The following is a 24,539-nucleotide window of genomic DNA, read 5'->3' on the forward strand; positions in this document are numbered from 1 at the left end:
GCCATTCTTCGCATCCGCCGCCGTACAGGTGAAACCACACCACTCACAGGAATGAATAGACATCCAGTACGACCAGACACCCGCCCCGGCCCCGACCGGGAAACGATCAGGCACACTGGACGTTTGGCCGACCTCTGGCCTTAGGGAAGGAAGCCGCGCGTGAACGGTCCCCTCATCGTCCAGTCCGACAAGACGCTGCTCCTGGAAGTCGACCACGAGCTGGCCGACGAGTGCCGTCGGGCCATCGCGCCGTTCGCCGAGCTGGAGCGGGCTCCGGAGCACATCCACACCTACCGGGTGACGCCGCTCGGGCTGTGGAACGCGCGGGCGGCCGGGCATGACGCCGAGCAGGTCGTGGACGCGCTGGTGCAGTACAGCCGCTATCCCGTGCCGCACGCGCTGCTGGTCGACGTCGCCGAGACGATGGACCGCTACGGGCGGCTGACGCTGTCCAAGCACCCGGCGCACGGGCTGGTCCTGACGACCACCGACCGTCCGGTGCTTGAGGAGATCCTGCGCTCCAAGCGGGTCGCTCCGCTGGTCGGCAACCGGATCGACCCGGACACCGTGGCCGTGCATCCCTCCGAGCGCGGGCAGATCAAGCAGACGCTGCTGAAGCTGGGCTGGCCGGCCGAGGACCTGGCCGGGTACGTCGACGGTGAGGCTCACGCGATCGAGCTGGTCGAGGACGGGTGGGCGCTCAGGCCGTACCAGAAGCAGGCGGTGGAGAACTTCTGGCACGGCGGGAGCGGAGTCGTCGTACTCCCCTGTGGTGCCGGGAAGACGCTGGTCGGCGCGGGGTCCATGGCCCAGGCGAAGTCCACCACGCTCATCCTCGTCACGAACACGGTCTCCGCCCGGCAGTGGAAGCACGAGCTGGTGAAGCGGACCTCGCTGACCGAGGACGAGATCGGCGAGTACAGCGGTACGAAGAAGGAGATCCGGCCGGTCACCATCGCGACGTACCAGGTGCTGACGACCAGGCGGAAGGGCGTCTATCCGCATCTGGAGCTGTTCGACTCCCGGGACTGGGGGCTGATCCTCTACGACGAGGTGCATCTGCTGCCCGCGCCGGTCTTCAAGTTCACGGCGGATCTTCAGGCGCGGCGGCGGCTCGGGCTGACGGCGACGCTGGTGCGGGAGGACGGCCGTGAGTCGGACGTGTTCTCGCTGATCGGGCCCAAGCGTTTCGACGCTCCCTGGAAGGAGATCGAGGCGCAGGGCTATATCGCGCCCGCCGACTGTGTCGAGGTCCGGGTCAATCTCACCGACGCCGAGCGGCTGGCGTACGCGACCGCCGAGCAGGAGGAGAAGTACCGCTACTGCGCGACGACCGACACCAAGCGGAAGGTCACGGAGGCGCTGGTACGGCGGTTCGCCGGGCAGCAGATCCTGGTCATCGGCCAGTACATCGACCAGCTCGACGAACTGGGCGAGCACCTGAACGCCCCCGTCATCAAGGGCGAGACCTCCAACGCCCAGCGCGAGAAGCTCTTCGGCGCCTTCCGGGAGGGCGAGATCAGCGTGCTGGTCGTCTCGAAGGTCGCGAACTTCTCGATCGACCTGCCGGAGGCGACGGTCGCCATCCAGGTGTCGGGGACCTTCGGGTCGCGGCAGGAGGAGGCGCAGCGGCTGGGGCGGGTGCTGCGGCCGAAGGCTGACGGGCACCAGGCCCACTTCTACTCGGTGGTGGCGCGGGACACGATCGACCAGGACTTCGCCGCGCATCGGCAGCGGTTCCTGGCCGAGCAGGGATATGCGTACCGGATCGTGGACGCGGACGAGTTGCTCGCGGAGAGCTGAGCCGGGCGGGTCAGGGTCACCTGCGGCGGACGCCGGCTTCCTCGCCGTACTCGCCGAGGATGATCACGTCGAAGGCGGCGCCCGCGTACACCTTGAGGGCACGCAGGGCCTCGCCGAGGCGGTGGCGGTGGTGGGTCGAGGTGATGGCGGTCGCGCCTGAGACGCGGCCGGGGGCTGGGGTGAAGGTTGCTGCGCTCATGTATCCATGGTGGCTCTCCGGCCATGGGGAGGGCATCGGTCTGCGGGGCGAACCCGTGTCGTCCGTTGGTACACCTGAAGGGCTAGCCATGCCCCTTAGGGCGGAGAGGGCCGTCCCCTAGGGGATGACGCGACGCACGGGGACGGGATGACGCAACGCACGGGAACGGCATGACGCAACGCACGGGAACCCGGCGGCTCGTGGCACGGAAAAACCGTTGGCATCCAGCTCCGGCGGCGACCTAGAATCTCCGCTCTTGTCTGGATCCAACGGAGGCACCCCTTGTCCACGCCGTCGTCCGACGATCCCCTCTCCCGAGAGCGCTCCCATCTCGCCTCCTCCCGTGCCGCCCTGCGCGCCATGCGCGAGGACGTCGAGTCCCTCGACATCAGCGACGTCACCGCGAACTGGGTCAACGCCGAAGTCCTCGCCCATCAGATCGACGAGCGGATCAAGGCCCTCGCCGACCTCAGCGGCACCCCGCTCTTCTTCGGCCGGCTCGACTACCTGCACGCACCGGGCGCGGACCAGGCGGAGGGTGCGGAGGGCGAGCGCTTCTACATCGGGCGGCGGCATGTGCACGACCACGACGGCGACCCGATGGTGATCGACTGGCGTGCGCCGGTGTCCCAGCCCTTCTACCGGGCCTCGAAGAAGGCCCCGATGGACGTCGCGCTGCGCCGCCGCTTCGGGTACACGGGCGGCGACCTGACGGCATACGAGGACGAACACCTCTGCGACCCGTCGGAGGCCGCGCGGACGAGCAAGTTGCTCCAGCAGGAGATCGAGCGCCCGCGCGTCGGCCCGATGCGGGACATCGTGGCGACGATCCAGCCGGAGCAGGACGAGATCGTACGCAGCGGGCTGGGCGGGACCGTGTGTGTGCAGGGAGGCCCCGGGACCGGGAAGACAGCCGTGGGCCTGCACCGGGTCGCGTATCTGCTGTACGCCCACCGTGAGCGGCTCGCCCGCACCGGCACGCTCGTCATCGGGCCGAACAAGTCCTTCCTGCACTACATCGAGCAAGTGCTCCCCGCGCTGGGCGAGTTGGCGGTCCGGCAGGCGACGGTCGACGACCTCGTGGCGCACGTCGAGGTGCGGGGCACGGACGACGCGGCGGCTGCGGTGATCAAGGGGGACGCGCGGATGGCGGAGGTGCTGCGGCGTGCCGTCCGCTCCCATGTGACCATGCCGACCGATCCGGTCGTCGTCGTGCGCGGCTCGCGTCGCTGGCGGGTCCCGGCGTACGAACTCGAAGGAATCGTCCGGGAGTTGCTCGACCGCGACATCCGGTACGGCGCCGCCCGCGAGGCCCTGCCGCAGCGGATCGCGCACGCGGTGCTGGTGCAGATGGAACGTGCCGGCGAGGCGCCGGACGACCGGGTGCAGGACGCCGTCGCCCGCAACACCGCGGTGAAGGCGGCGGTGAAGGCGATCTGGCCGCTGGTCGACCCGGCGAAGCTCGTGCTGCGGCTGCTGACGGACGCGGACTTTCTCGCCGTACACGCGAAGGGGGTCCTCAGCGAGGACGAGCAGAAGAGGGTCCTGTGGGCGAAGCCGGTGCGGTCGGTGAAGGCCGCCAAGTGGTCTGCGGCGGATGCCGTGTTGATCGACGAGGCGACGGATCTGGTGCAGCGTACGCACTCGCTGGGGCATGTGGTTCTCGATGAGGCGCAGGATCTCTCGCCCATGCAGTACCGCGCGGTCGGCCGGCGGTGCAGCACGGGCTCCGCGACCGTCCTCGGCGATCTGGCGCAGGGTACGACGCCCTGGGCCACGCGGAGTTGGGACGAGGCGCTGGCCCACCTCGGGAAGACGGATGCCGTGGTCGAGGAGTTGACGGCCGGTTTCCGTGTGCCGACGGATGTGATCACGTATGCGTCCCGGCTGCTGCCGCATATTGCGCCGGGGCTGACGCCGGTGGCGTCGGTGCGGGAGAACCCGGGGTTCTTTGAGGTCCGTGAGGTGCCCGACGCGGGTGAAGTGGTGGCCGCGTGTGGGGAGTTGCTGCGGAACGAGGGGTCTACGGGGCTGATCGCTGCGGATGCGCGGATTCCGGCGCTGACGGAGGCGTTGGTGGCGGCGGGGATCGGTTTTCTCGACCCCGGTGAGGAGACGACGCAGGAGACTCGGCTGACGCTGGTTCCGGCGTCTCTCGCGAAGGGGCTGGAGTACGACTATGTGGTGCTCGACGAGCCCCAGGCGGTTGTTGATGGGGAGCCGGATGAGCGGACGGGGTTGCGGCGGTTGTATGTGGCACTGACTCGGGCGGTTTCGGGGTTGATCGTGACTCATGCGGCCGCGTTGCCGGCGCAGCTGTGATTGCCGCTTGAGGTTGCGTGGCGGGTGCGGGCTGGTGGGGGCTGGTCGCGCCCGCGCGGCGGTAGCCGCAAATCCAATACAGCCCCGCGCCCCTAGGGAGTTCCAGTCAGCCTTGGTCCAAGACCCGACGCCACTCCTCTACCGCGTCCGCCGACACTGGGGACGTCCAACCCTCCGGCCTCGCTGCCCCTCCGATATGGAAGGCATCGACACCTGCGGCTCGCAGCATCGGCACATGATCCAGCCGCAGCCCTCCCCCCACCAGGATCTGCTGCTCATACCCCGGCTCCCCCCGCCGCCCCGCCTCCGCAAGCAGCGTCGAGAGCCCGTCGTCCACCCCGTCCGCCGATCCGGCCGTCAGGTAGGTGTCCAGTCCGGGCAGGTCGGCGGCCTGTTTGCGTAGGGCGTCCCGGTCCGCCGCGTGGTCGATGGCGCGGTGGAAGGTCCATCGGCAGCCGTCCAGTTCGCCCACGACTCGCTTCACCGCGTCCAGGTCGACGTTTCCATGGGTGTCCAGGAATCCGAGCACGAACTGGTCGGCTCCCGCGCCGCGCAGCTCCCGCGCCGCCTCCGCCAAGCGCTCGACATCCCGCGCCGCGAATCCGTCCGCGAGCCGCAGCATCACGCGCAGGTCGATGTCGACGGCGGCGCGGATCGCGGTGAAGGTCGTGGTCGGCGGGGTGAGGCCGTCCGCTGCCATGTCGGTGACCAGTTCGAGGCGATCCGCGCCGCCGGCCTGGGCGGCGAGGGCGTCCTCTGCGTCGAGGGCGATCACCTCCAGAACTGCACGCTTGCTCATGGGACCCCATTCCTCGACGGCTCGGGACGACTAGGAGGTCTAGTCCAATGCCAGCCTACGCCGGGAAGGACGAGGTCGCGAGAAGATCGCCGTCAGCCGAAGATGTTGAGCTCGGCCTCCTTCACGCCCGCCAGCTCGTACGGCGCCCCTGCCGTCGTACGCCCCGAGTACAGCCGTACGAGCGTGGCGGCGTCCCCGATGAACCGTGCGGGTGTCCGCGTCCCCGACACATCGCCCAGCCGCACCGGTTCGTCGACGTCGTCGAGGTCGGCGTGCAACGGCACATGGCCCCGATCACGGGTCACCGCGGCCAGCAGCGTGAGCGCATACGGCAGGCCGGCTCCGGCGTAGGCTCCGGGCTCGCCCCACGCCTCGCGTACGTCCCCGGCGTGCACCCACTCGCCGAGCGCGACCCCGTCGAAGACGCCGCCCGCCGCGGCGATCACGGGGCCCGCGTCGGTCATCCCGCGCTCCAGTTCGTCGACGACGCGCGCGTTCGTCCAGTCGGCGCGCTGGGCGATGTCCCGGTCGTTGGCCTCGGGCGAGAACACGTCCTTCTCGAACCTGCTCTCCACGACCCGCAGCAACGCGGCGGAACAGTGGGCCAGCACGTCCCGCACGGTCCAGCCAGGGCAGGCGCCGACGGGCGTGGCGAAATCCGTGTCCGGTCGCTCCCGCAACAGCGGAATCAGCGCGTCGCGCTCGATGGTCAGCAGCCGTCCGGGCAGTTCGGGGTCACGTACCTCAGCAGAAGTCATGCGTCCCACGCTAGGGCGCGTGGCCCACGTCACGGGAGAATGGCGCACATGCCCGACCTCGAAGCCCTCGCCGCCCGCTTCACCGACGCCCTGCGAGCGGCCCGCGCCCCGGTGGACTCGCCCGACCCGGCGCCGTACGCCGACGATCTGCTCACCCGCTGGCAGGAACCCCAGCGCCGCTATCACACGCTGACGCACCTCACCGCGGTCCTCGACCACATCGACGTGCTGGAGAAGCACGCGTTGGACCTGGACGTCGTACGCCTGGCCGCGTGGTTCCACGACGCGGTGTACCTGCCCGAGCGCTCCGAGAACGAGGAGCGGTCGGCCCGGCTCGCCGAGCGGGCGCTGCCCGAGGCCGGTCTGTCCACCGCGAAGACCGCGGAGGTCGCCCGGCTGGTCCGGCTCACCGTCACCCACGCCCCGGCCGGCGACGACCGCGACGGGCAGGTGCTGTGCGACGCGGACCTGGCGATCCTCGCGTCGCCGCCGTCGGCGTACGCCGCCTACACCGCGGCCGTCCGCGAGGAGTACCACTTTGTCCCCAATGACGCCTTCCGCGAGGGCCGTTCAGCAGTCCTCCGCCAGCTCCTCGACCTGCCCCGCCTGTTCCACACACCGCATGGCGAGAGGGAGTGGGAGGCGACGGCGCGCTACAACCTGCGGTCGGAGCTGGAAATGCTGTCGATCGGCCGGCCTCCATCCGCTTAGCCTGCACGGCATGCGGAACACAGGGGGGACCAGGTACAGGAAGCCGTTGCGGGCTGCGTCGCTCTCCTGCGGACGGCCACGGACCGGGACTGGGAAGGGGTCAAGGCGGGTGGGCTGAGCTGGAGTTGCCGCGACACCGCGTTCCATGTCGCCGAGGACCTGATGGCGTACGCGAGCCAGCTCGCCGGACGCGCGCAGGACCGGTACGTCCCGTTCGACATCGTGCCCGAGGACGGCATCGACAACGACGGCGTCCTGGACGTGATCGAAACGAGCGGCGCGCTGTTCACGGCCACCCTGCGCACCACCCCCCGCGAGGTACGCGCCTTCCACCCATACCCCTTCCGCAGCGCGAACCGCGAGGGCTTCGCGGCGATGGGGATCGCGGAGGTGCTCCTGCACACGCATGACATCGCCGAGGGACTCGGCCTGTCGTACGAACCACCCGCCGAGCTCTGTGAGTCCGTCCTCACCACGATCTTCCCGGACGTCCGCCCCGGCCCTGCCCCCTGGCCCACCCTGCTGTGGGCCACCGGCCGCGGCGACCTGCCCAGCCGCGCACCCGTCACCCAGTGGCGCTGGCACAACAACCTGGTGCTCCCCACCGACCGCCTCACCCTTGAGGGCGTCACTCCGGCGGCAGCCGCCGACCTGCACACGGGCGGCGACGGCGGGTTCGAGTGGGTCGACGGCGAGCCGTTCGAGGGCACCCGCGTGGCCGCCGGGCTGCTGCTGAAGGCGTACGAAGAGGGCGTGCTCCGGCCGGAGTTCGGTGTGTTCGTGCTGGTGCGGCGGGAGGACGGGCGGGCGGTCGGTGCCATGGGGTTTCACGCGGCGCCGGACGAGGAGGGCCAGGCGGAGGTCGGCTATGACCTGGTCGCGGGCGGCCGTGGCAGTGGTTACGCCACGGAGGCGCTGCGCGCCCTGTCGGCGTGGGCCCTGGCCGGGGACGACGTCCGGCGGATCCTCGCGAAGGTCGACCACGACAATCTGGCGTCGCAGGGCGTGGTGACCCGCGCCGGATTCAGCAAGGTGAGCGAGGACGAAGGGCTGTTCGTCTACGAACTCCGTGGCTGAGCAGACCAGTTACTCCTCCCGTTGCTCCTCCCGGATTCGATGTCTGAACCTGCGCATCGCCGACCACAAAATCCTCCGTGGGAATTAAAGTTGGCTCTCCAGCCAATCCGCTGTCGCGCACGTCGGGGCAGAGCAGGTCCGAGGGGGACAGGGGACTCATGAGCGAGCACGCCATGGACCGGTTCGGGGGAGCCGAGGAGGCCGCGGAGGGTACGACGGTCCAGGCAGCGGTCGACGGGCTGACCCTGCCGTTCTGGGTGACGGCGACAGAGGAGGACGTCGCGGCGGCCGGGCCGGGCAGCGACACGATGGGCCTGTTCAGCCCCAGCGGTGATGCCGTCCTGCGCGCGGTGCCGCTCGGCCCGCTCCGCAAGAACCTCGCCGACACCGTCGACGCCCTGCAGCGCATCTTCCAGGAGGTCTCCGACCGCGGCGGCGCACTGCCGCTCGCCGAGGCGCAGCTCTCCTTCCAGGTGACCGCGAGCGGAGGCATCCAGCTCATGGGCACCGGGCAGTTGCAGGGCACCCGGGGGCTGACGCTGACCTTCAAGCGTTCCGCCTGACCAGGCATCAGCTATGGCCCAACACAAGGCACTGCTCATCGGCGCCAGCGAGTACGGCGACCCGAGCATCGGCCACCTGCCGTTCGTCCGCGACGATCTGCAGCGGCTGCGCGAGGTTCTGATAGGCCGCGGCTTCCAGCAGGCCGAGATTGTGGAGAGCCGATACGGCATCACCCAGAACACGGTGCGCGGCGCTGTCCATCGGTTCCTGCACGGCGCCGGCCGCGGCGACACCCTGCTCATTCTGCTGAGCGGGCACGGGGTCCACTTCGACGGCAAGGACTACCTGGTCCCGGAGGACGCCACCTCCGACACCCGGCCGTTCACCGACAGTTGCATCGAGATCGGCTGGCACAAAGATGTCGAGAGGTCCCCTGCGGAACGCGTCGTCTTCCTGATCGACGCCTGCCGCGAGGGCATGGAGCTGGACACCATGGCCATACCGGGGACCCGGCCGTGGCGGGCTCCCGCGATCATCAGCACGCTGCGCCGGAAGATCGCGTACGTGCACGCGTGCGCGAAGCCTCAAGTTGCCTTGTTTGTACGGGAGTCGGACGTGCTTCGCCCCGGCTTCGCCGTCGGGACCCAGGAGGGCGAGTCGTTCAGCATCTTCTCGCGTGCCGTGTCCGACGTGATTGCCGACGATCCGCACGCCCTGGGCCTGCGCGAGTTCGCCCAGCAGGTGCAGGAGCGGGTCGACACGTTCCACCGCGCCTACGGCAAGGCCCAGGCCCCGCAGCGGGTGAAGGTCACCTGCGAAACGGACGCCGGCGGCGGTGACTTCCTGCTGCTCCCGGGCAGCGACCGGCGAACCGAGGTCCACCCATGGGTACGCGGGGTCGACAAGCACCCCGTGTGGCATCACACCCCCGAAGGCCCCGCACGAGAGACGCTCCAGCAGATCTGCGCGGCGCTGGCGGGCCGGCTGGCGGTGGCGTACGACAGCGCCACAGCGGCGCTGGGCGATGACCCGTGGCACGACCCCCAACTGGCCACGCGGACACACGAGCGGCTGGGATTCCTGGTCGGCAAAGCGGACGGGGTACGGCTGTCGCCGACCGAGGCCGCGCTCGCGTTTCTGTTCCCCCTCGTCACCCAGACCTTCTGGGCGCAGGAGGGAGTCCAGCGCGTCGGCGTCCTCACCCCGGACGCGTCGAATCCGGGGCCCGATCAGGCCCGCTTCCACAAGTTCGCCCAGGGCTTCCCGCGGCTCAAGCGGCGGCTGCTCGCCCTGGAGCACAAGAGGACCGCGGGCGGCTCGAAGACGACGGCCGGCTCGAAGACCGCGGACGACTCCACGAAGCACATTCTGTGGTGGCTCTTCCGCCGCTGGCTGATCCAGCAGCCGGACCTGTACACGGCCGAGCGGCTCAAGGCCCTCCTCGGCGACGTGACCTCCGACGGCGAGCATCCGTGGGTCAGCGACGCCCTCTCCGGCGAACGAATGATGCGACTGCTGCGGGACCACCGGACCACCCCGTTCACCACGCGTCGGGCCACGACCGATCCGGTGCTGCACGGACCGGGCCCACACCAGGAGGACCGCGAGATCATCGCCGCCAGCGGCCTCTACGAGCAGGAGGTGCGCACACCCCTGGTCACCGCCCTGGTCAAGGCCGCATACGGCATGGCCGTGGACCCGATGGACCTGCCCGAGATCGTCGTCGAGCACCTCGGCGTCCGGGACAGCGTCGACCTCGATGCGCTGCGGACCACCGTGCAACGCTCCGACTGGCGCGTCTCCGGCCTGGGACGCTCCCTCAACGCCGTATGCACCCACCCGGCCGTGCAGGTCGCGCTGCGCGAACACGCGGCCCGCGTCGACCTGCTGCTGCGTGACATCAACCGCGGTGACAACCCCGTCCTCGCCCCGCTCAGCACGCTCCCGCCGTATGCCGACGGAAGCCGCGTACGGCTGGACGGCAACACCCCCGACCAGCTCTCCGACGGCATCCGCTTCCAGCTGGCCGAGGACCGGGTCCAGGAACTGCTGATGGGCGAGGAGCTGTACGGCGACAGCGAGCTGGCCGTCCGCGAGCTGTACCAGAACGCGCTGGACGCCGTCCGCTACCGGGACCGCCGTACCGAGTACCTGGAGCGCATGAACCGCCCGGTCTCCTGGGAGGGCGGCAGCATCGAGTTCGTCCAGGGCGTCCACCCCGACGGCCGCCCCTATCTGAAGTGCACGGACAACGGCATCGGCATGGGCATCACGGAGCTGAGCACCGTCTTCTCCCAGGGCGGTGCGCGCTTCGTCGATCTCCCCGAGTACATCGAGGAGCAGGCGGCCTGGGCGGAGCTGCCCGGCCCGAAGCTGGAGCTCCACCCCAACTCCCGTTTCGGGATCGGCGTGTTGAGCTACTTCATGCTCGCCGACGAGATCGTGGTACGCACCTGCCGACTGGACCGCGCGGGGCGGCCAGGGCGTCTACTGCAAGTGACGATCGCCGGGCCGGGCAACTTCTTCCGGGTGGACGACCTGGGGCCGGGGCAGGACGCCGGGACCGAGGTTGAGCTGCTGCTCAGTCAGGAGCGGCGATCGGTGTCGTGTGTGGATGCGTTGCAGAAGGTGTTGTGGGTGGCGCCTTATCGGACGGTGGCCAGGCATGGGGCTCGCAGCGACGAGTGGAAGCCCGGGCAGCTTTCTCCTGCCACTCTGGAGAGGTCTGACAGCTACCGGTTCTACACCCATCGACTCCGTACGCTCTGCATCCCATCGGGGGATCTCGACGTGTGGTGGATCGAGGGCGAAGGCGTTACCCTGGCGGACGGCCTGTTCGCAGAGAGTCGGCAGATCTCACACAAAGGTCCCCTCTACGGCGTCGTCGTCAACCTGCACGGTGAGCGGGCGCCCGAACTGACGGTGGACCGCAAGAGCGTGCGCTCCTACGACCGTGACCACGTGACTGCCCGGATGACCGCCACAGCCGCCAGTCTCACGCAGCCGGGGCTCGAACTGCCCACCGCCGACTGGCTGGAGGGCACGAGTCGGTGGTCCGTGGCCTTCGCCGACTGCGTGGCCGAGCACGCGCGCCGTGCCGGACTTCCTTGGCGGCTCCGCGACGATGTCTCGGCACCCTTCGGCCAAGTGGGCTTCTTCCGGCCCGACGTCGACCTGGTGCCCCTGGTCACCGGCACCTACACGGGCACCGATCAGGTATCGGGAGCCTCGTTCCTCACCACGATGCCCCTCCCCGTGCTGCGCTGGCGGCTGCGCACGCTGTACCGAGCCGGACTCGGTGGCCCCACCTCGTTGCCCGGCACCGACGCTACGGACTCCCTCTGCGCCCGCCCGTCCGACTTGATGCTGTTGATCAACGACTCCGCAGGGTTCCCGGCCTGGAAGCACTTACTTCGCCGGTGGATGAGGGGCCCGCAAGCATCCGGGCTCCTGGGCATGTCCCCATCGTCTGACATCGTCATCAACAGCGGTTTGCTGAGCCTCGGCATGCTGTTCCCCTGGCGCGATCCCGCCCAGCCCGTAGGTACGGCCGACCTCTTCGAGCTGAGCTCCAAGGTGGAGCGGCCGCCGACGGAGGTCGCGGAGCGTCTGAACTGCCTGGGCTACTGCACCGAGTCGCTGTCGGGCTGTGCCGCTGTCGAGTGCTCCGACCTGCCCCTGCTCCGGCCGCTGGGCGACCTGTCGAAATGGCTGGCACCCGGCAGCGCGCTGTCGGCCGCCCAGATCTGCGTCAGCGCGGCACAGGCCGGCTGCTCCACGGCACAGGCCGCCGAGCGCCTGGCGCAGCTGGGGTTCACAGTCCCGGCCGAGTACCCGATGCGGACGCATTGGAGCGAGGAGGAGCTGAACGTCATCAACCAGTTGTGGGAGTCGTACGACACACCGCCCTCGCCCGAGGCAGCGGTGCGGGTCTGCGCGGCGCAGCTGTCAGCGGTAGCCCTTGCGACCAGCCTCACCCTGCACTTCGTCGCGGAGTTCCTGGCGGAACTCGGCTTCCGCATGCCGCCGGACGTGTCGGATCTGCCCGAGCTGACTGATGACGACCGGGCCCTCCTGACTCACGACCCTCAGGTCCAGGTGGATCAGGAGGTGCCACTCCGCTACGTGGCCGCCGCCTCCCGACGCCTCAACCGCCCTGCCCGCACTCTCGCGGAACAACTGCGCGAACTCGGATACAGGGTGTCCGAGGTGCCCGACGACGAACACCTGCCCTCGCGGGAAGACATCGCCTTCCTCGAGTTGGCTCCCGGGCTCAACCTGCACCGGCCCGTTTCCCTGAAGCAGCTGGTGATCATCGCGCAGGACGCCGACATCTCCCCGACGGAAGCGGTCGCCCGACTCACCTCGCTGGGATTCCGCTTCGCCTTCGACTCCGACGTCGTCTCCCGGTTTCGCAACCAGGACACCGAGGCCCTGTACTTCGGGAACTGCCCGGAGCCCGAAGACTCCGGCGTCGTCTCCCCTGCGGACCTGCATGCCATTGCTCTCCACACGCGCCAACCGGTCGGCACCGACAAAATCGCCGCTTCCCTCGCCGGCTTGGGTTTTACCGTCGCCCCGCGACCGGAGGAGTGGATCGACGAACGCCACCTGGAAGAACTACTGCTCGTAGCCCTTCGCTCACAGGACGACGTCCATATACCCCACTTGCCCGACAACCCCCAGATCTCCCTTGTCGCCCTGGCCTACGTGGCCCTGGAAACCCGCATGCCCCTCCGCGACGCAGCCGTCAAGGCCTCAGCGATGGGCATCCGCCACGAAGCCGAAACCTGGTTCACTCCCGCTCCTCCGCCGGAGCCCACCGCCCCTTCGGCCGCCGCAACCCCGCCCCCGTCAGCAGCCGCACCACCTCCCGGCTACTGACCTCCACCGCCCCGGCGGCCACCACGTCCGCGTAACGATGCGACGGGATGTCGTAGTGATCCCGCTCGAAGGCGCGTCGGGGTACGCCCAAGCCCTCGGCGAACGTGTGGAGTTCGTCGTACGAGACGTCGCTGACGAGGTGGGACCACATCCGGCCGTGGCCGGGCCAGGTGGGCGGGTCGATGTAGAGCGTCACGACGAGGCGGTCCCGCCGCTGCACGAACCGAGTGTGCCGACGGAGGCGACTTTCACGCCCGCCTTGTGGCACACCCAGTGCGGGTCGGGCCCGAGTTCCGGTTCGACATCCAGGGCGTGCGGGTCACCGGAGCCGCAGACCGGGCACAGGGGCCAGCGGCCGTACCGCTCCAGCAGCGCGTCCTGTACGTCCTGGGCGACCAGCCCCGCCACATACGCGGCGCCCTCCGGCCACTGCTCCACCCACCAGCGCCGCTGTACGACGGACTCCTCGACCAGCGACACCACGTCCGCCTCGGCGACGTCACCCGCGACCAGGTCGGCGAGCACGAGGGCACGTGCCGCGTGCAACGCCTGCTCCAGGGGGCTGACAGGGGAGTCGGTGGGATCCATGTCTCCATTGTGCGCACTCTTGACCACCACACCGACCCGAAAATATCTTTCAAGAGTGACCCAGGAAGTGAAGGAAAGTTTCGGCACCGGCACCGGCACCGGACCTGGCGGTGCGCCACCCGCGCCACCCGCGCCCGCCGCTCTCGCGGCCAAGGTGCGCACCCTCGCCCCCTCGATGACCCGTTCCATGCAGCGCGTCGCCGAAGCCGTCGCCCACGACCCGGCCGGCTGCGCCGCCCTCACGGTCACCGGCCTCGCCGAACTCACCGGCACCAGCGAGGCGACCGTCGTCCGCACCGCCCGTCTGCTCGGCTACCCCGGTTACCGGGATCTGCGCCTCGCCCTCGCCGGGCTCGCCGCACAGCAGCAGTCCGGGCGCGCCCCCGCGCTCACCACCGACATCGCCGTCGACGACCCGATCGCCGACGTGGTCGCCAAGCTCGCCTACGACGAGCAGCAGACCCTCGCGGACACGGCGGCCGGGCTGGACACGGTGCAGTTGGGCGCGGCCGTGTCGGCGTTGGCCTCCGCGCGCCGGGCCGATGTGTACGGCGTCGGGGCGTCCGGGCTGGTCGCGCAGGACCTCACCCAGAAGCTGCTGCGGATAGGTCTGATAGCCCACGCGCACAGCGATCCGCACCTCGCCGTGACGAACGCGGTGCAGCTCCGCGGGGGTGATGTGGCGATCGCGATCACGCACTCCGGGTCCACGGGGGACGTCATCGAGCCGCTCAGGGTCGCGTTCGAGCACGGGGCCACGACGATCGCGATCACGGGGCGGCCGGACGGGCCCGTCTCGCAGTACGCCGATCATGTGCTGACGACGTCCACGGCCCGGGAGAGTGAATTGCGGCCGGCCGCGATGTCGTCCCGCACCAGTCAGCTCCTCGTCGTGGACTGCCTGTTCATCGGGGTCGCGCAGCGGACGTACGAAACGGCCGCGCCCGCGTTGTCGGCGTCTTATGAGGCGCTGGCGCATCGGCATCGGAATGGTTCGCGGTAGACGTAAGTCCGCCCCTGATCCTTGAGTGACCTTGAGTGAAAGAGCCGCCGCCTCATGACCTCCGCCTCTCCTCAGCGCGACGTCCGTGCCGAGTTGGAATCGCTGACCACGGAAGCCTTCCGGCCCGAACTCTCCGAGATCGATCAGCTGCCGACCCTTGAGATCGCCCGGCTGATGAACGGCGAGGACGCGACCGTCCCCACCGCCGTCGCCGCGAAGCTCCCGCAGATCGCCGCCGCCATCGACGCCGTGGCCGAGCGGATGGCCCGCGGCGGCCGGCTCGTCTACGCCGGTGCCGGGACCGCCGGCCGCCTCGGTGTGCTGGACGCCTCCGAGTGCCCGCCCACCTTCAACACCGACCCCACCCACGTCGTCGGCCTGATCGCGGGCGGCCCGGAGGCCATGGTCACTTCCGTCGAGGGCGCCGAGGACTCCACCGAGCTGGCGAGACGGGACCTCGACGGACTCGGCCTGACCGCCCTCGACACGGTCGTCGGCGTCTCCGCCTCCGGCCGCACCCCGTACGCCGTCGGTGCCGTGGAGCACGCCCGGCAGCTGGGTGCGCTGACCGTCGGTCTGGCGTGCAACGCGGACAGCGCGCTCGCGGCGGCTGCCGATCACGGCATCGACATCGTCGTAGGGCCGGAGTTGGTGACCGGATCCACCCGCCTCAAGGCGGGCACGGCGCAGAAGCTCGTGCTCAACATGCTCTCGACGATCACGATGATCCGGCTGGGCAAGACGTACGGGAACCTGATGGTCGACGTACGCGCCTCGAACGAGAAGCTGCGCGCCCGCTCCCGCCGTATCGTCGCCCTCGCCACCGGCGCGTCGGACGAGGAGATCGAGGCCGCGCTCGCGGCCACGGACGGCGAGGTGAAGAACGCGATCCTGACCATCCTCACCGGCGTCGACGGCCCGACGGCCGCCCGCCTTCTGGAGGAGTCCGGCGGCCATCTGCGCGCCGCGCTGGCGGCGGCGAGGGGCTAGCCCGCACGCTCACCGCATGCACACCCCGCACACCCCCGCGACCACGGCCGCCGCCCTCCTCCCCCTGGTCGGCGGCCCCGCGAACATCACCTCCGTCGCCCACTGCATGACCCGCCTCCGCCTGGGCCTCGCCGACCGCTCCCTGGTCGACGACGAAGCCGTACGGGCCGTGCCCGGCGTCCTGGGCGTGGTCGCCGACGACGACACGTACCAGATCGTGCTGGGGCCGGGGGTGGTGGCGAGGGTGACGCCGGAGTTCGAGGCGTTGGTGACGTCGGCTGCTCAACTGGCCTCGCGTGGAGTGGAGTTGAGAGAGGATCAGCGTCAGCGCAACGCGACCCCGCTCAAACACACCCTCCGCCGCATCGCGAACATCTTCGTCCCCCTCATCCCCGCCCTCATCGGCTGCGGCATCCTCGCAGGCGTCAACGGCCTGCTGCTGAACGCCGGTTGGCTGCCCGGCCTCACCCCCGCCCTCACCGCCGTCGCCTCCGCCTTCATGGCCCTGATCGCGGTCTTCGTCGGCTACAACACGGCGAAGGAGTTCGGCGGCACACCGGTGCTGGGCGGGGCGGTGGCGGCGATCGTCGTGTACCCCGGGGTGGCGAAGGTGACGGCGTTCGGGGTCACCCTCGCTCCCGGCCAGGGCGGGGTGCTGGGCGCGCTGGCGGCGGCGCTGCTGGGGACGTACATCGAGAAGTGGTGCCGCACCCGCGTTCCCGAGACCCTCGACGTCCTCCTCACCCCGACCGTGACCGTCCTCGTCTCCGGCCTGGCCACGCTCTACGGCCTCATGTACGCGGCCGGCGAGATCTCCACCGCCGTCGGCACAGCCGCGAACTGGCTCCTCACGACGACCGGCGCGCTCGCCGGCCTGATCCTCGGCGGCCTCTTCCTCCCCCTCGTCATGCTCGGCCTCCACCAGGCCCTGATCCCCGTCCATGTGACGCTGATCGACCAGCAGGGCCACACCACCCTGCTCCCCATCCTGGCCATGGCCGGCGCGGGCCAGGTCGGCGCGGCGCTCGCGGTGTACGTCCGGCTGCGCCACGACACCTCCATCCGTACGACGATCAAGTCGGCCCTCCCGGCAGGGCTGTTGGGCGTCGGGGAACCGCTGATCTACGGCGTCTCCCTCCCCTTGGGCCGGCCGTTCCTGACCGCCTGCGCGGGCGGAGCGGCGGGCGGCGGCTTCGTGGGCCTGTTCGCGATGCTCGGGGAGCGAGTGGGGGCGACGGCGATCGGACCGTCGGGCTGGGCACTGTTTCCGCTGCTCGCGGGGGACGGGGGGTGGGCGGTGACGGTGGCGGTGTATGCGGGTGGGCTGGTGACGGGGTATGGGGTGGGGTTCGCGGCGACGTATCTCTTCGGGGGCCTGAACGCCCCAAAGGGGCGCGGGGAACTGCGCGACCAGCCACAGCGGACCCGCAGCTGACCAAAGCCCCCTCGCGGCACTACCCGCAAAGCACGTAGCGTGGCCGCATGGCATCGGCAGCAATGACCACGTTCCGGATCGGCGGGGACCTTGAGGTGGGACGGCTCGGATTCGGGGCGATGCACCTGCCGACGGAACCGGCTGACGCGCGAGAAGCAGCCGTCGCGGTCGCGCGACGAGCCGTCGAACTCGGCGTCACCCTGATCGACACGGCGCACATGTACGGCTGGGGCGCGAACGAGGAGCTGCTGGCCGAGGCCCTGCACCCGTACCCGGATGACCTCCTCGTCGCCACGAAGGCCGGCATCTCCCGGGTCGACGGCGAGTGGCGCCAGGACGCCAGCCCCGCCGGGCTGCGGGCAGGCGTCGACGCGGCCCTGCGCCGACTCCGCCTCGACCGCATCGAACTCCTCCAACTGCACCGCATCGACCCGGAGATCCCGGTGGCCGACCAGGTCGGCACGCTCGGCGAGCTGGTGACCGAGGGCAAGGTCGGCCGGATCGGCCTGTCCGAAGTCACGGTCGCCGAACTCGCCGAGGCGCGGACCGTCGCCGACATCGCGAGCGTCCAGAACCGCTACAACCTGCTCGACCGCGAGTACGAGCCCGTCCTGGAGGCCTGCGAGGCAGCGGGCATCGCCTTCCTGCCGTGGCGCCCGGTCGCCCACGGCACATCGGGCACGACCGCCGAGATCGCCGCGGTGGCGACCGAGGTCGACGCCACCGCGACGCAGGTGATGCTGGCCTGGCTCCTCGCACACTCGCCGGTGATGCTGCCGATTCCGGGGACGGCGAACACGGCTCACCTGGAGGAGAACGTGGCGGCGGCGGAACTGGAACTCACCGAGGAACAGATCGCGCGCCTGGACAAGCTCCACGCCGCGTAACCAGGAACTCAGGGCAGCCGCCCTTCCCGGTTGACCTGCCGTACCCGGACCCGCAGTTCTTCCTCCGTCGACATCGAACGCAGCACGTCCGCCAGATACTCGGCCGTCCGTACGTTGCACCGCCCCAGGTCGACCAAGGCGAACGGCTCGTCGCTCGCACCGGTCACCGGGTCCACGCACAGCGACGGCAACACGACATCGATCCCGGCGAGGGCGTCCCGCAGCGACTCCACGATCTCTTCGGTCGAGCGCACGTTTCCCTACCTCCACGGTGAGTTTGCGATTCAGCACACAGAGTGGCGGTGAGCTGTTTAACCTGGCCATATACGGCGTCCCAACAACCCCATGTGTACGACCGGGAGTTGCCCATGTCAGGACCGAAAGACCTCGACCCTTCGTCCTCACCCCGGGCCCTGCTGGGGGCGGAGCTGCGCCATGCGCGCGAGAAGGCGGGGCTGAGCCAGGAGGAACTGGGCGGCCGGATCTTCGTCAGCGGCTCGTTCATCGGCCAACTGGAGGCCGGTACGCGAAGGATGCAGCCGGATCATGCGCGGTTGTTGGACGAAGTGCTGGGGACGGGAGACTTCTTCCAGCGGAACTGCGGGGTGTCGGCCAGGTCCCGTTATCCCGAGCACTTCGCGGAGGCGGCGGAGGCGGAAGCAGAAGCCACGGCGATCCGCCAGTACGCGCCGCTGCTGATCCCCGGACTGCTCCAGACGCCCGGGTACGCACGGGCGGTGAACCGCGCGTACGACCCGACGGCGCCGGAGGAGACCATCGAGGAGTGGGTGGACGGCACGATGGCGCGGACCCGTCTACTCGACCACCCAACAAAGCCGTTGTTGTGGGCGGTGCTTGACGAGGGGGCGCTGCGCCGGGTGACGGGCGGCCCAGCGGTGATGGCGGAGGCCCTGCGCCACGTCGCGGGCCTGGCCCGCCGGGGCCGGGTCATCGTGCAGGTGCTGCCCTTCAGCGCGGGGGCGCACAAGGCGATGGAGGGCTCGCTGAAGCTGATGGACTTCGAGGACGCCCCTCCACTGGTCTACTTCGAGGGGGTCGGCACCGGACGCCTGGAGGACGACCCGGCCACTGTCGCCCGGCTGAGGTTCACCTTCGAACTCCTCACGGCCTCCGCACTCTCGCCGGAGAAGTCCCTGGCAATGATCGAGGCGTTGGCGCAGGATTACGCCCATGAGGAACATCCCTGACTACGACCTGAGCACGGCGACCTGGCACAAGTCGAGCTACAGCGGCGGTGGCGGCAACGACTGCCTCGAAGTAGCCGACGGCCACCCCACCCTCGTCCCCGTCCGCGACTCCAAGAACCCCGACGGCCCGAAGCTCGTATTCCGGGCGTCGGCCTGGTCGGCCTTCGTCAATGCGGTCAGGATCTGACCTAAAGGGCTCCTAGCCTGGCTGTCATGACTGAGACCACGCACACCACCGCCGCCGCCACCGCCACCGACGAGCGCACCGACCTGCTGGAAGCGCTGGCCAAGCAGCGGCACTTCCTGCGCTTCACCACCCGCGACCTCACCGACGAACAGGCCGGTCAGCGCACCACCGCCAGCGAACTGTGCCTGGGCGGCCTGATCAAGCACGTCACGTCGGTGGAGCGGAACTGGGTGGACTTCATCCTGAACGGCCCTTCGGCGATGGGCGACTTCACCGCCATGACCGAGGCCGACTGGGCCAAGCGGGTCGACGAGTTCCGCATGCTGCCCGACGAGACGCTGGTCGGCGTACTGAAGGAGTACGAGGAAGTGGCGTACCGTACGGCCGAGTTGGTCACCACGCTGCCCGATCTGAACGCCTCGCACCCGCTGCCGAAAGCCCCCTGGTTCGAAGCGGACGCGCACTGGTCGGCCCGCAGGACGCTGCTGCACATCATCGCCGAGACGGCTCAGCACACCGGTCACGCCGACATCATCCGGGAGTCCCTGGACGGTGCGAAGAGCATGGGCTGACCGGTCCCGAGGCTCATGTGTTTCCTTCGGTATCCGTAGTGATGTGTCGTCCGTTGGTGTCGTTACGTGTGTCCGGTGCCGGTCTCGGTCGTATCTGAGTGCGTGGATCGAATGCGTGACCTTTTCGCGGGAGTGTCGTTGATCGGATGACAGCATCACGGGCGGGAAAGGGGGGCCGGTGAGCCGGAAGCTGCCGCTGGGCGAGGGTGAGACGGCCCGGACCGCCTGCGCCCGTGGACTGCTGCGTCCGGGCGTGGTGGAGAAGACGGGCGAGGTCCTGTCGGCCGCCGTGCTCGCACAGCGGGTCGGCTGGGCCGCCGATCTGGTCTCCGGCATGGCCGCCGAACTGCTGGCCGAGCATTGGAACGCCACCGATGTGGACACCCTCGCCTCCGGTGAGGACGCGGGCGGGCAAAAGCTGCCGTCGAATGCGTGGATGGCGCTGCGGAGGCTGGACTGGACGGCCGCCCCGGCCGGGGGTGTGAGGGTCAACGACCGGATCGTGCGCATGGCCCAGGAACAGGCCGGACGTACGCTGCGGTCGGCGAAATGGCGGGCCGACCTCACCACCGGAGTCCGCACGACGTGGCCCGCCGAACCAGGCAAGCGCACACCTGAGGAGTGGGATACGGTCCGCGAGGCGATCCCTGACGGCGAGCACCTCCCGTCGAGTGTGATCCGTTCCCGCACCCGGCAGATCGCCGCCTTCGCTGCGGAGAACGGCCGTCTGCCGGCCGATGTGTTCGAGCTGGAGGCTCCGCCCGGGGTGGCGCGGATGCTGCTGCTGTCGGCGTGTGACGGGCAGCAGGCCACCATCGAACGCGGCGAGGAGGACCCGCAACGGGCGCTGCTGCGTCTGCAACTGCCCACCCGGCCCGACCCGCGCTCCTACCGGGACTGGACATGGGTGGCCTGCCCGATCACGCTGCCGCCGACGGTCCCGCCCGGTGCGGTGCTGCACCTGCCCACCCTGCGCCTCGCGAGCGGAAAGGTGCGCGCCGACCTGGCCTACACCCACGCTGTGCCGAAGGCCCGCCGTACCGGCCACACCGTGGCGCTCGGCGTGGACTGGGGCCTGAATACCCTGCTCAGCGCGGGCGCGGCCCGGCTGCACGACGACGGGCGGATCACCGCGCTCGGTCACGGCGGCCAGTTCGGGGCCGCCGGAGTCCTGGCCCGGCAGCACCGGCTGCGGCGCCTGTCGGAACACCTGCACGCCAAGGCCGACCAGTATGAGCGGCTCATCGACGCCGCCGAGCAACACGAGCTCTCCGGCAGACACGGCGTGCTGCGCGGCGAGATCCGCTTCGTGTCCGACCGCAGGTCGAACCTCAACGACGCCCTTGCCTGGGCCGCCGCCCGCTGGACGGTGGACCAGGCCATCGCCGCCCACGCCACGGTCATCTATCTGGAAGACCTGCGGTCGATGGAAGCGGGCGGCATGGGCCGCACCACGAATACACGCCTGTCTCAGACGGTGCGCGGCCAGATCGCCGACCACATGCGCCACCTCGCCGCAGAGGCCGGGATCGCCGTCGTCACCGTCCCGCCCCGCAACACCTCCCGGCACTGCCCCCGATGCCTCACCCCGCTACGGCACCGCAAAGCCCCCGACCGCCCCACCGCACCGGGCTGGAAATGGGCTCTCTGTCCCGACCGGGCCGGATGCGGCTGGCAGGGCGACCGCGACCACGGCGCCTGGCAACGCATCGCCGCCCGCGGCCTCACCCACCAGGCCAGGACCGTCACCGACCGGGCCACCAGGCAGATGGTGATCCGCACGGTGGTCGACACGCTCGAAACCCAAGCGGTCATCACCGAGACCGCCCCGACCAGCCGGGCCGACCGGTCCAAGACCGGCCCCACCCGGCGGAAACCCACACGCCCCGCGCCCAGGCGACGCAGGGCACCCTCCCCCACCGGCCCCTCGGGTCCGGCGGGCCAGCGTCCGGAGGGGCACGCACCACCGGGCCGGAGGAGACTGCCCCGCGCAGCCCACCGGCACCAGGGCGTGACGACGATCAGCACACCACCCTCCCCCAGCCTCCGGCCGGGGGAACCCCCATCCAGCCGACACCGGCCACGAGGAGCAGCACGGGGCGCAGGATTCCACCTGCACGCCCACGCCACCCCTCCACGATGGGCAGATCCCACGCCAGACACCATGTCTGACATGGGATCACTAAGCTGACCAGAGACGCTGGACGGACAGCATGGGCCGCTGACGGCCTCGGAGTTGTCGCACCGGCACACACCACCTGATCATTCCGGGGCCGTCGCCATGCCTGGAGGGCAGAACCCGGCCGTCACATTTCGCACATGATCAGCTACCCGACAGGCTCTCAGGAGGCCAGGGCGGCGCGTACGACCTCGGTCGGCGTCGTGGTGGGCCGGCCCAGCAGGCGCGTGAGGTCGGTGCTGTCGCTGTACAGCGCGCCGCGCTTGACGGCCAGGTCGGAGTCGGCCAGGGCCTTGGCGATCCCGTCGGGCACGCCCACGCCCACCAGCATCGCGGCGAACTGCTCGGGCGGCAGGTCCTGGTAGGTGACGGTGGTTCCGCTGACGTCGGTGATGATCGCGGCCAGTTCGGTCAGGGTGAAGGCGGTGTCGCCGGCCAGTTCGTAGACGGCGCCGGCGTGGCCTTCTCCGGTCAGTACAGCGGCGGCGGCGCCGGCGTAGTCGGCACGGGCCGTCCCGGAGATGCGTCCTTGGCCGGTGCTGCGCACCAGTGCGCCGTGCTCCAGGGCCATGGAAAGCATGCTGGTGTAGTTCTCCACGTACCAGCCGTTGCGCAGCAGGGTGTGGGGTAGGCCGGACTCGGCCAGGGCCTGCTCGGTGGCCACGTGTTCGGCGGCCAGGATCATGCCGGAGGTGTCGGCGCCCAGGAGGCTGGTGTAGGCGACGAGGCCGACTCCGGCCTTGGCCGCGGCGTCGATGGCGTTGACGTGCGGCTGCACGCGCAGTCCGATGTCGTCGCTGGAGACGAGCAGCAGGCGGTCGGTCCCGGCGAACGCGGTGGTGAGTGTCTCCGGGCGGGTGTAGTCGGCCTCGCGGACGATCACGCCCCGGTCGGCGAGGTCGCCGGCCTTGTCGGGTGTGCGGACCGCGGCGACGATGTCGCCCGCGGCGACGCCGCGGGCGAGCAGGTCCTCGATGACGAGTCGGCCGAGGTGGCCGGTGGCTCCGGTGACGGTGATCATGCGAATCCTTCGGTGGGCTGGTGTGGCGACGCCATCCCGGCGCCGCCCACCCACATGAAGCACTAACTATTAGAAAGTGCCAACCATTCCCTAGTGCTTACTTGTTCATTGTGGATGAACTAGACTGGCCGGCATGAGCGTGTCCAGCCCCACCACCTCCGACGGCGACGACACCGACCAGTGGGTCCCCAACGTCTTCGCCCGCGCCTGCGCCTCCCGGCCGGTCCTGGAGCACATCGCCAGCAAGTGGGGCGCCCTCGCCCTGGCGGCGCTACGGGAAGGCCCCTACCGCTTCAACGCGCTACGGCGCCGCGTCGATGGGGTCAGCGAGAAGATGCTGTCGCAGACCCTGCACGCCCTGGAGCGCGACGGCATGGTCAACCGCCACGAGCACAGCGCCATCCCGCCGCGCGTGGAGTACAGCCTCACCCCACTGGGCGCCCAGGTCGCCGACCGGCTGATCGGCGTGATCGAGCTACTGGAAAGCGCGCTACCGCAGATCACCGCGACCCAGCAACGCTACGACGCCGCACGCCAGCCCGCGTCCTCTGAGCCCTCCGAGTCGACAGCGGCGGCGGGACAGCGCGACTCCTGATCTTGGGAGCACCACGCCACGAACGAGTTCCGACGGCTCCGTGCCGCCGACCCCGTGGGCGCCAAGGCGACGCCCGGAGGCGGCCCGCGCCCTGGGCGGCTCCGGCTACTACCGGCTGCACGTGGGAAATTGGCGTGTGCTGTACCGACCGGACGGCGACACCGTCACCGTCCCTGTCCTGAAGGTCGGCCGCAGTACCTGACCAAGGCCCCCGCAAGCCCCGGAGCCACCCCATGAACCACGCCCAGCTGACCGCCCTGGGCCGCGCCCTCCGCCTCCTCGGCGAACACGGCGAGGCGCTCACCACCGACACCCCGGACGCGCGCCTTCACGAGGTCAAGGCCGACCTCCGCCGCGCCCTCGACCTCCTCGACGAGAGCGGCACCACTGCCGCCCCCGCCACCCGCTGCCCCGAGCACCCCACGGGCCCGGTCGACGAGAGCGCCCACGACCTGTGCCTGCTCTGCGAGACCAGGCGCCGCGCCGCCCGCCGCTCCGAGATCAACGGAACAGCGCCCCAGCTCCCCCAGCCCACCTCCCCCGTCCCCTCCCGGTACGGCGTCCGCGACGACCGTCCGCAGCCGCAGCAGCGCTGGCTGCCGGAGATGTGGAACGGCCAGGTCTGGCAGCTGTGCGGCACCCCGCGCCGTGACCGGCGCGAGGCCGAGCTGTATCTCGCCGCCCAGCGACGCGGACCGCGCCCGGCCATGGCGTACCGGCTGGTGCACGAGTTCACCGACTACGAGGTGCTGCGCGTGTGGGGCACGCCGGTGCACGTCGACATCGAGCCGCTCGGGAACCTGTGAACACCAGCGTC

Annotated in this window: 24 protein-coding genes; 17 read left to right on the forward strand and 7 right to left on the reverse strand. The window is 70.2% G+C overall.

Translation table 11 applies throughout. The annotated features are described in order from the left end of the window. Positions 1–159 precede the first annotated feature (159 nt). Positions 160–1,803 (forward strand): DNA repair helicase XPB, encoded by a 1,644-nt coding sequence (locus tag QQY66_RS21225; RefSeq protein WP_301981931.1) that lies wholly within the window; start codon positions 160–162, stop codon positions 1,801–1,803. Positions 1,804–1,819: 16 nt separating this feature from the next. On the opposite strand, the gene QQY66_RS21230 is transcribed toward QQY66_RS21225, so the two are convergent. Continuing rightward, on the reverse strand, positions 1,820–2,002 hold the full coding sequence (locus tag QQY66_RS21230; protein WP_301981932.1) for a hypothetical protein: 183 nt from the start codon (positions 2,000–2,002) through the stop codon (positions 1,820–1,822). Positions 2,003–2,284: 282 nt separating this feature from the next. Between QQY66_RS21230 and QQY66_RS21235 the strand changes: the two genes are divergently transcribed. Beyond that, the gene (locus QQY66_RS21235; RefSeq protein ID WP_301981933.1) at positions 2,285–4,324 is read left to right on the forward strand and encodes a UvrD-helicase domain-containing protein; all 2,040 of its coding nucleotides are present in this window, start codon (positions 2,285–2,287) and stop codon (positions 4,322–4,324) included. A 106-nt stretch (positions 4,325–4,430) separates the two neighbouring features. On the opposite strand, the gene QQY66_RS21240 is transcribed toward QQY66_RS21235, so the two are convergent. Together QQY66_RS21240 and QQY66_RS21245 are read right to left on the reverse strand one after the other, a co-directional pair. After that, entirely contained in the window at positions 4,431–5,123 is a 693-nt protein-coding gene (locus QQY66_RS21240) for a copper homeostasis protein CutC (RefSeq protein WP_301981934.1), read from the reverse strand. Between the two features lie 92 nt (positions 5,124–5,215). Further along, a complete protein-coding gene (locus QQY66_RS21245; RefSeq protein ID WP_301981935.1) occupies positions 5,216–5,881 on the reverse strand; it encodes a maleylpyruvate isomerase family mycothiol-dependent enzyme in 666 nt (221 codons plus the stop codon). Positions 5,882–5,929: 48 nt separating this feature from the next. Between QQY66_RS21245 and QQY66_RS21250 the strand changes: the two genes are divergently transcribed. The 4 genes from QQY66_RS21250 (at position 5,930) to QQY66_RS21265 (ending at position 13,057) form a co-directional block, all read left to right on the forward strand. Then, the gene (locus tag QQY66_RS21250) at positions 5,930–6,592 is read left to right on the forward strand and encodes a hypothetical protein (protein ID WP_301981936.1); all 663 of its coding nucleotides are present in this window, start codon (positions 5,930–5,932) and stop codon (positions 6,590–6,592) included. 162 nt (positions 6,593–6,754) lie between these two features. Beyond that, positions 6,755–7,669: a GNAT family N-acetyltransferase gene (locus QQY66_RS21255; protein WP_301981937.1), complete on the forward strand. Its 915-nt coding sequence runs from the start codon at positions 6,755–6,757 to the stop codon at positions 7,667–7,669. A gap of 158 nt (positions 7,670–7,827) precedes the next feature. Continuing rightward, positions 7,828–8,232: a hypothetical protein gene (locus QQY66_RS21260; RefSeq protein ID WP_301981938.1), complete on the forward strand. Its 405-nt coding sequence runs from the start codon at positions 7,828–7,830 to the stop codon at positions 8,230–8,232. Between the two features lie 13 nt (positions 8,233–8,245). Then, positions 8,246–13,057, forward strand: a complete 4,812-nt coding sequence (locus tag QQY66_RS21265; protein WP_301981939.1) for a caspase family protein — start codon at positions 8,246–8,248, stop codon at positions 13,055–13,057. Here QQY66_RS21265 and QQY66_RS21270 read toward each other — a convergent pair. Together QQY66_RS21270 and QQY66_RS21275 are read right to left on the reverse strand one after the other, a co-directional pair. Then, positions 12,969–13,253 (reverse strand): DUF4031 domain-containing protein, encoded by a 285-nt coding sequence (locus tag QQY66_RS21270; RefSeq protein WP_301987437.1) that lies wholly within the window; start codon positions 13,251–13,253, stop codon positions 12,969–12,971. The two genes, QQY66_RS21265 and QQY66_RS21270, sit on opposite strands and share 89 nt — an antisense overlap. Continuing rightward, a complete protein-coding gene (locus QQY66_RS21275) occupies positions 13,250–13,645 on the reverse strand; it encodes a hypothetical protein (protein WP_301981940.1) in 396 nt (131 codons plus the stop codon). Before QQY66_RS21275 ends, QQY66_RS21270 begins: the two co-directional genes overlap by 4 nt. A gap of 55 nt (positions 13,646–13,700) precedes the next feature. On the opposite strand from QQY66_RS21275, the gene QQY66_RS21280 reads away from it, so the two are divergent. Genes QQY66_RS21280 through QQY66_RS21295 form a run of 4 tightly spaced genes read left to right on the forward strand, consistent with a single transcriptional unit; the run spans position 13,701 to position 17,960 of the window. Beyond that, the gene (locus QQY66_RS21280; RefSeq protein WP_301981941.1) at positions 13,701–14,648 is read left to right on the forward strand and encodes a MurR/RpiR family transcriptional regulator; all 948 of its coding nucleotides are present in this window, start codon (positions 13,701–13,703) and stop codon (positions 14,646–14,648) included. A 54-nt stretch (positions 14,649–14,702) separates the two neighbouring features. After that, a complete protein-coding gene (murQ, locus tag QQY66_RS21285) occupies positions 14,703–15,638 on the forward strand; it encodes an N-acetylmuramic acid 6-phosphate etherase (protein ID WP_301981942.1) in 936 nt (311 codons plus the stop codon). Positions 15,639–15,654: 16 nt separating this feature from the next. Next, a complete protein-coding gene (locus QQY66_RS21290) occupies positions 15,655–17,073 on the forward strand; it encodes a PTS transporter subunit EIIC (protein WP_301981943.1) in 1,419 nt (472 codons plus the stop codon). 47 nt (positions 17,074–17,120) lie between these two features. Beyond that, on the forward strand, positions 17,121–17,960 hold the full coding sequence (locus QQY66_RS21295) for an aldo/keto reductase (RefSeq protein WP_301981944.1): 840 nt from the start codon (positions 17,121–17,123) through the stop codon (positions 17,958–17,960). Between the two features lie 8 nt (positions 17,961–17,968). On the opposite strand, the gene QQY66_RS21300 is transcribed toward QQY66_RS21295, so the two are convergent. Next, on the reverse strand, positions 17,969–18,214 hold the full coding sequence (locus QQY66_RS21300; protein ID WP_301981945.1) for a hypothetical protein: 246 nt from the start codon (positions 18,212–18,214) through the stop codon (positions 17,969–17,971). A gap of 114 nt (positions 18,215–18,328) precedes the next feature. Here QQY66_RS21300 and QQY66_RS21305 point away from each other — a divergent pair, with 114 nt between their 5' ends. The 4 genes from QQY66_RS21305 to QQY66_RS21320 all read left to right on the forward strand — a co-directional run bounded on the left by QQY66_RS21305 (position 18,329) and on the right by QQY66_RS21320 (position 22,118). Beyond that, positions 18,329–19,168, forward strand: a complete 840-nt coding sequence (locus QQY66_RS21305) for a helix-turn-helix transcriptional regulator (RefSeq protein ID WP_301981946.1) — start codon at positions 18,329–18,331, stop codon at positions 19,166–19,168. After that, positions 19,152–19,355 (forward strand): DUF397 domain-containing protein, encoded by a 204-nt coding sequence (locus tag QQY66_RS21310; protein ID WP_301981947.1) that lies wholly within the window; start codon positions 19,152–19,154, stop codon positions 19,353–19,355. Before QQY66_RS21305 ends, QQY66_RS21310 begins: the two co-directional genes overlap by 17 nt. Before the next feature lie 26 nt (positions 19,356–19,381). After that, positions 19,382–19,927 carry a DinB family protein gene (locus QQY66_RS21315; RefSeq protein ID WP_301981948.1) on the forward strand — a complete coding sequence of 182 codons (546 nt, stop codon included), beginning with the start codon at positions 19,382–19,384 and terminating at the stop codon, positions 19,925–19,927. A gap of 178 nt (positions 19,928–20,105) precedes the next feature. Further along, positions 20,106–22,118 carry a zinc ribbon domain-containing protein gene (locus QQY66_RS21320; protein WP_301981949.1) on the forward strand — a complete coding sequence of 671 codons (2,013 nt, stop codon included), beginning with the start codon at positions 20,106–20,108 and terminating at the stop codon, positions 22,116–22,118. A gap of 151 nt (positions 22,119–22,269) precedes the next feature. Here QQY66_RS21320 and QQY66_RS21325 read toward each other — a convergent pair whose 3' ends face one another. After that, a complete protein-coding gene (locus tag QQY66_RS21325) occupies positions 22,270–23,127 on the reverse strand; it encodes an SDR family oxidoreductase (protein ID WP_301981950.1) in 858 nt (285 codons plus the stop codon). A 133-nt stretch (positions 23,128–23,260) separates the two neighbouring features. Between QQY66_RS21325 and QQY66_RS21330 the strand changes: the two genes are divergently transcribed. Genes QQY66_RS21330 through QQY66_RS21340 form a run of 3 tightly spaced genes read left to right on the forward strand, consistent with a single transcriptional unit; the run spans position 23,261 to position 24,528 of the window. Further along, entirely contained in the window at positions 23,261–23,722 is a 462-nt protein-coding gene (locus tag QQY66_RS21330; protein WP_301981951.1) for a helix-turn-helix domain-containing protein, read from the forward strand. 40 nt (positions 23,723–23,762) lie between these two features. Beyond that, positions 23,763–23,924 carry a type II toxin-antitoxin system RelE/ParE family toxin gene (locus QQY66_RS21335; protein ID WP_301981952.1) on the forward strand — a complete coding sequence of 54 codons (162 nt, stop codon included), beginning with the start codon at positions 23,763–23,765 and terminating at the stop codon, positions 23,922–23,924. 31 nt (positions 23,925–23,955) lie between these two features. Further along, a complete protein-coding gene (locus QQY66_RS21340; protein WP_301981953.1) occupies positions 23,956–24,528 on the forward strand; it encodes a hypothetical protein in 573 nt (190 codons plus the stop codon). The last annotated feature ends 11 nt before the right edge of the window (positions 24,529–24,539 follow it).

The organism is Streptomyces sp. DG2A-72 (assembly GCF_030499575.1).
In the GTDB taxonomy this organism is placed as follows: Bacteria; Actinomycetota; Actinomycetes; order Streptomycetales; family Streptomycetaceae; genus Streptomyces.

Excerpts from the sequence above, each read along its gene's own strand:
- QQY66_RS21230 (WP_301981932.1), bottom strand. The coding sequence starts at position 2,002 with ATGAGCGCAGCAACCTTCACCCCAGCCCCCGGCCGCGTCTCAGGCGCG.
- QQY66_RS21240 (WP_301981934.1), bottom strand. The coding sequence starts at position 5,123 with ATGAGCAAGCGTGCAGTTCTGGAGGTGATCGCCCTCGACGCAGAGGAC.
- QQY66_RS21245 (WP_301981935.1), bottom strand. The coding sequence starts at position 5,881 with ATGACTTCTGCTGAGGTACGTGACCCCGAACTGCCCGGACGGCTGCTG.
- QQY66_RS21250 (WP_301981936.1), top strand. The coding sequence starts at position 5,930 with ATGCCCGACCTCGAAGCCCTCGCCGCCCGCTTCACCGACGCCCTGCGA.
- QQY66_RS21255 (WP_301981937.1), top strand. The coding sequence starts at position 6,755 with ATGGCGTACGCGAGCCAGCTCGCCGGACGCGCGCAGGACCGGTACGTC.
- QQY66_RS21260 (WP_301981938.1), top strand. The coding sequence starts at position 7,828 with ATGAGCGAGCACGCCATGGACCGGTTCGGGGGAGCCGAGGAGGCCGCG.
- QQY66_RS21265 (WP_301981939.1), top strand. The coding sequence starts at position 8,246 with ATGGCCCAACACAAGGCACTGCTCATCGGCGCCAGCGAGTACGGCGAC.
- QQY66_RS21275 (WP_301981940.1), bottom strand. The coding sequence starts at position 13,645 with ATGGATCCCACCGACTCCCCTGTCAGCCCCCTGGAGCAGGCGTTGCAC.
- murQ (WP_301981942.1), top strand. The coding sequence starts at position 14,703 with ATGACCTCCGCCTCTCCTCAGCGCGACGTCCGTGCCGAGTTGGAATCG.
- QQY66_RS21290 (WP_301981943.1), top strand. The coding sequence starts at position 15,655 with ATGCACACCCCGCACACCCCCGCGACCACGGCCGCCGCCCTCCTCCCC.
- QQY66_RS21295 (WP_301981944.1), top strand. The coding sequence starts at position 17,121 with ATGGCATCGGCAGCAATGACCACGTTCCGGATCGGCGGGGACCTTGAG.
- QQY66_RS21305 (WP_301981946.1), top strand. The coding sequence starts at position 18,329 with ATGTCAGGACCGAAAGACCTCGACCCTTCGTCCTCACCCCGGGCCCTG.
- QQY66_RS21310 (WP_301981947.1), top strand. The coding sequence starts at position 19,152 with ATGAGGAACATCCCTGACTACGACCTGAGCACGGCGACCTGGCACAAG.
- QQY66_RS21315 (WP_301981948.1), top strand. The coding sequence starts at position 19,382 with ATGACTGAGACCACGCACACCACCGCCGCCGCCACCGCCACCGACGAG.
- QQY66_RS21325 (WP_301981950.1), bottom strand. The coding sequence starts at position 23,127 with ATGATCACCGTCACCGGAGCCACCGGCCACCTCGGCCGACTCGTCATC.
- QQY66_RS21330 (WP_301981951.1), top strand. The coding sequence starts at position 23,261 with ATGAGCGTGTCCAGCCCCACCACCTCCGACGGCGACGACACCGACCAG.
- QQY66_RS21340 (WP_301981953.1), top strand. The coding sequence starts at position 23,956 with ATGAACCACGCCCAGCTGACCGCCCTGGGCCGCGCCCTCCGCCTCCTC.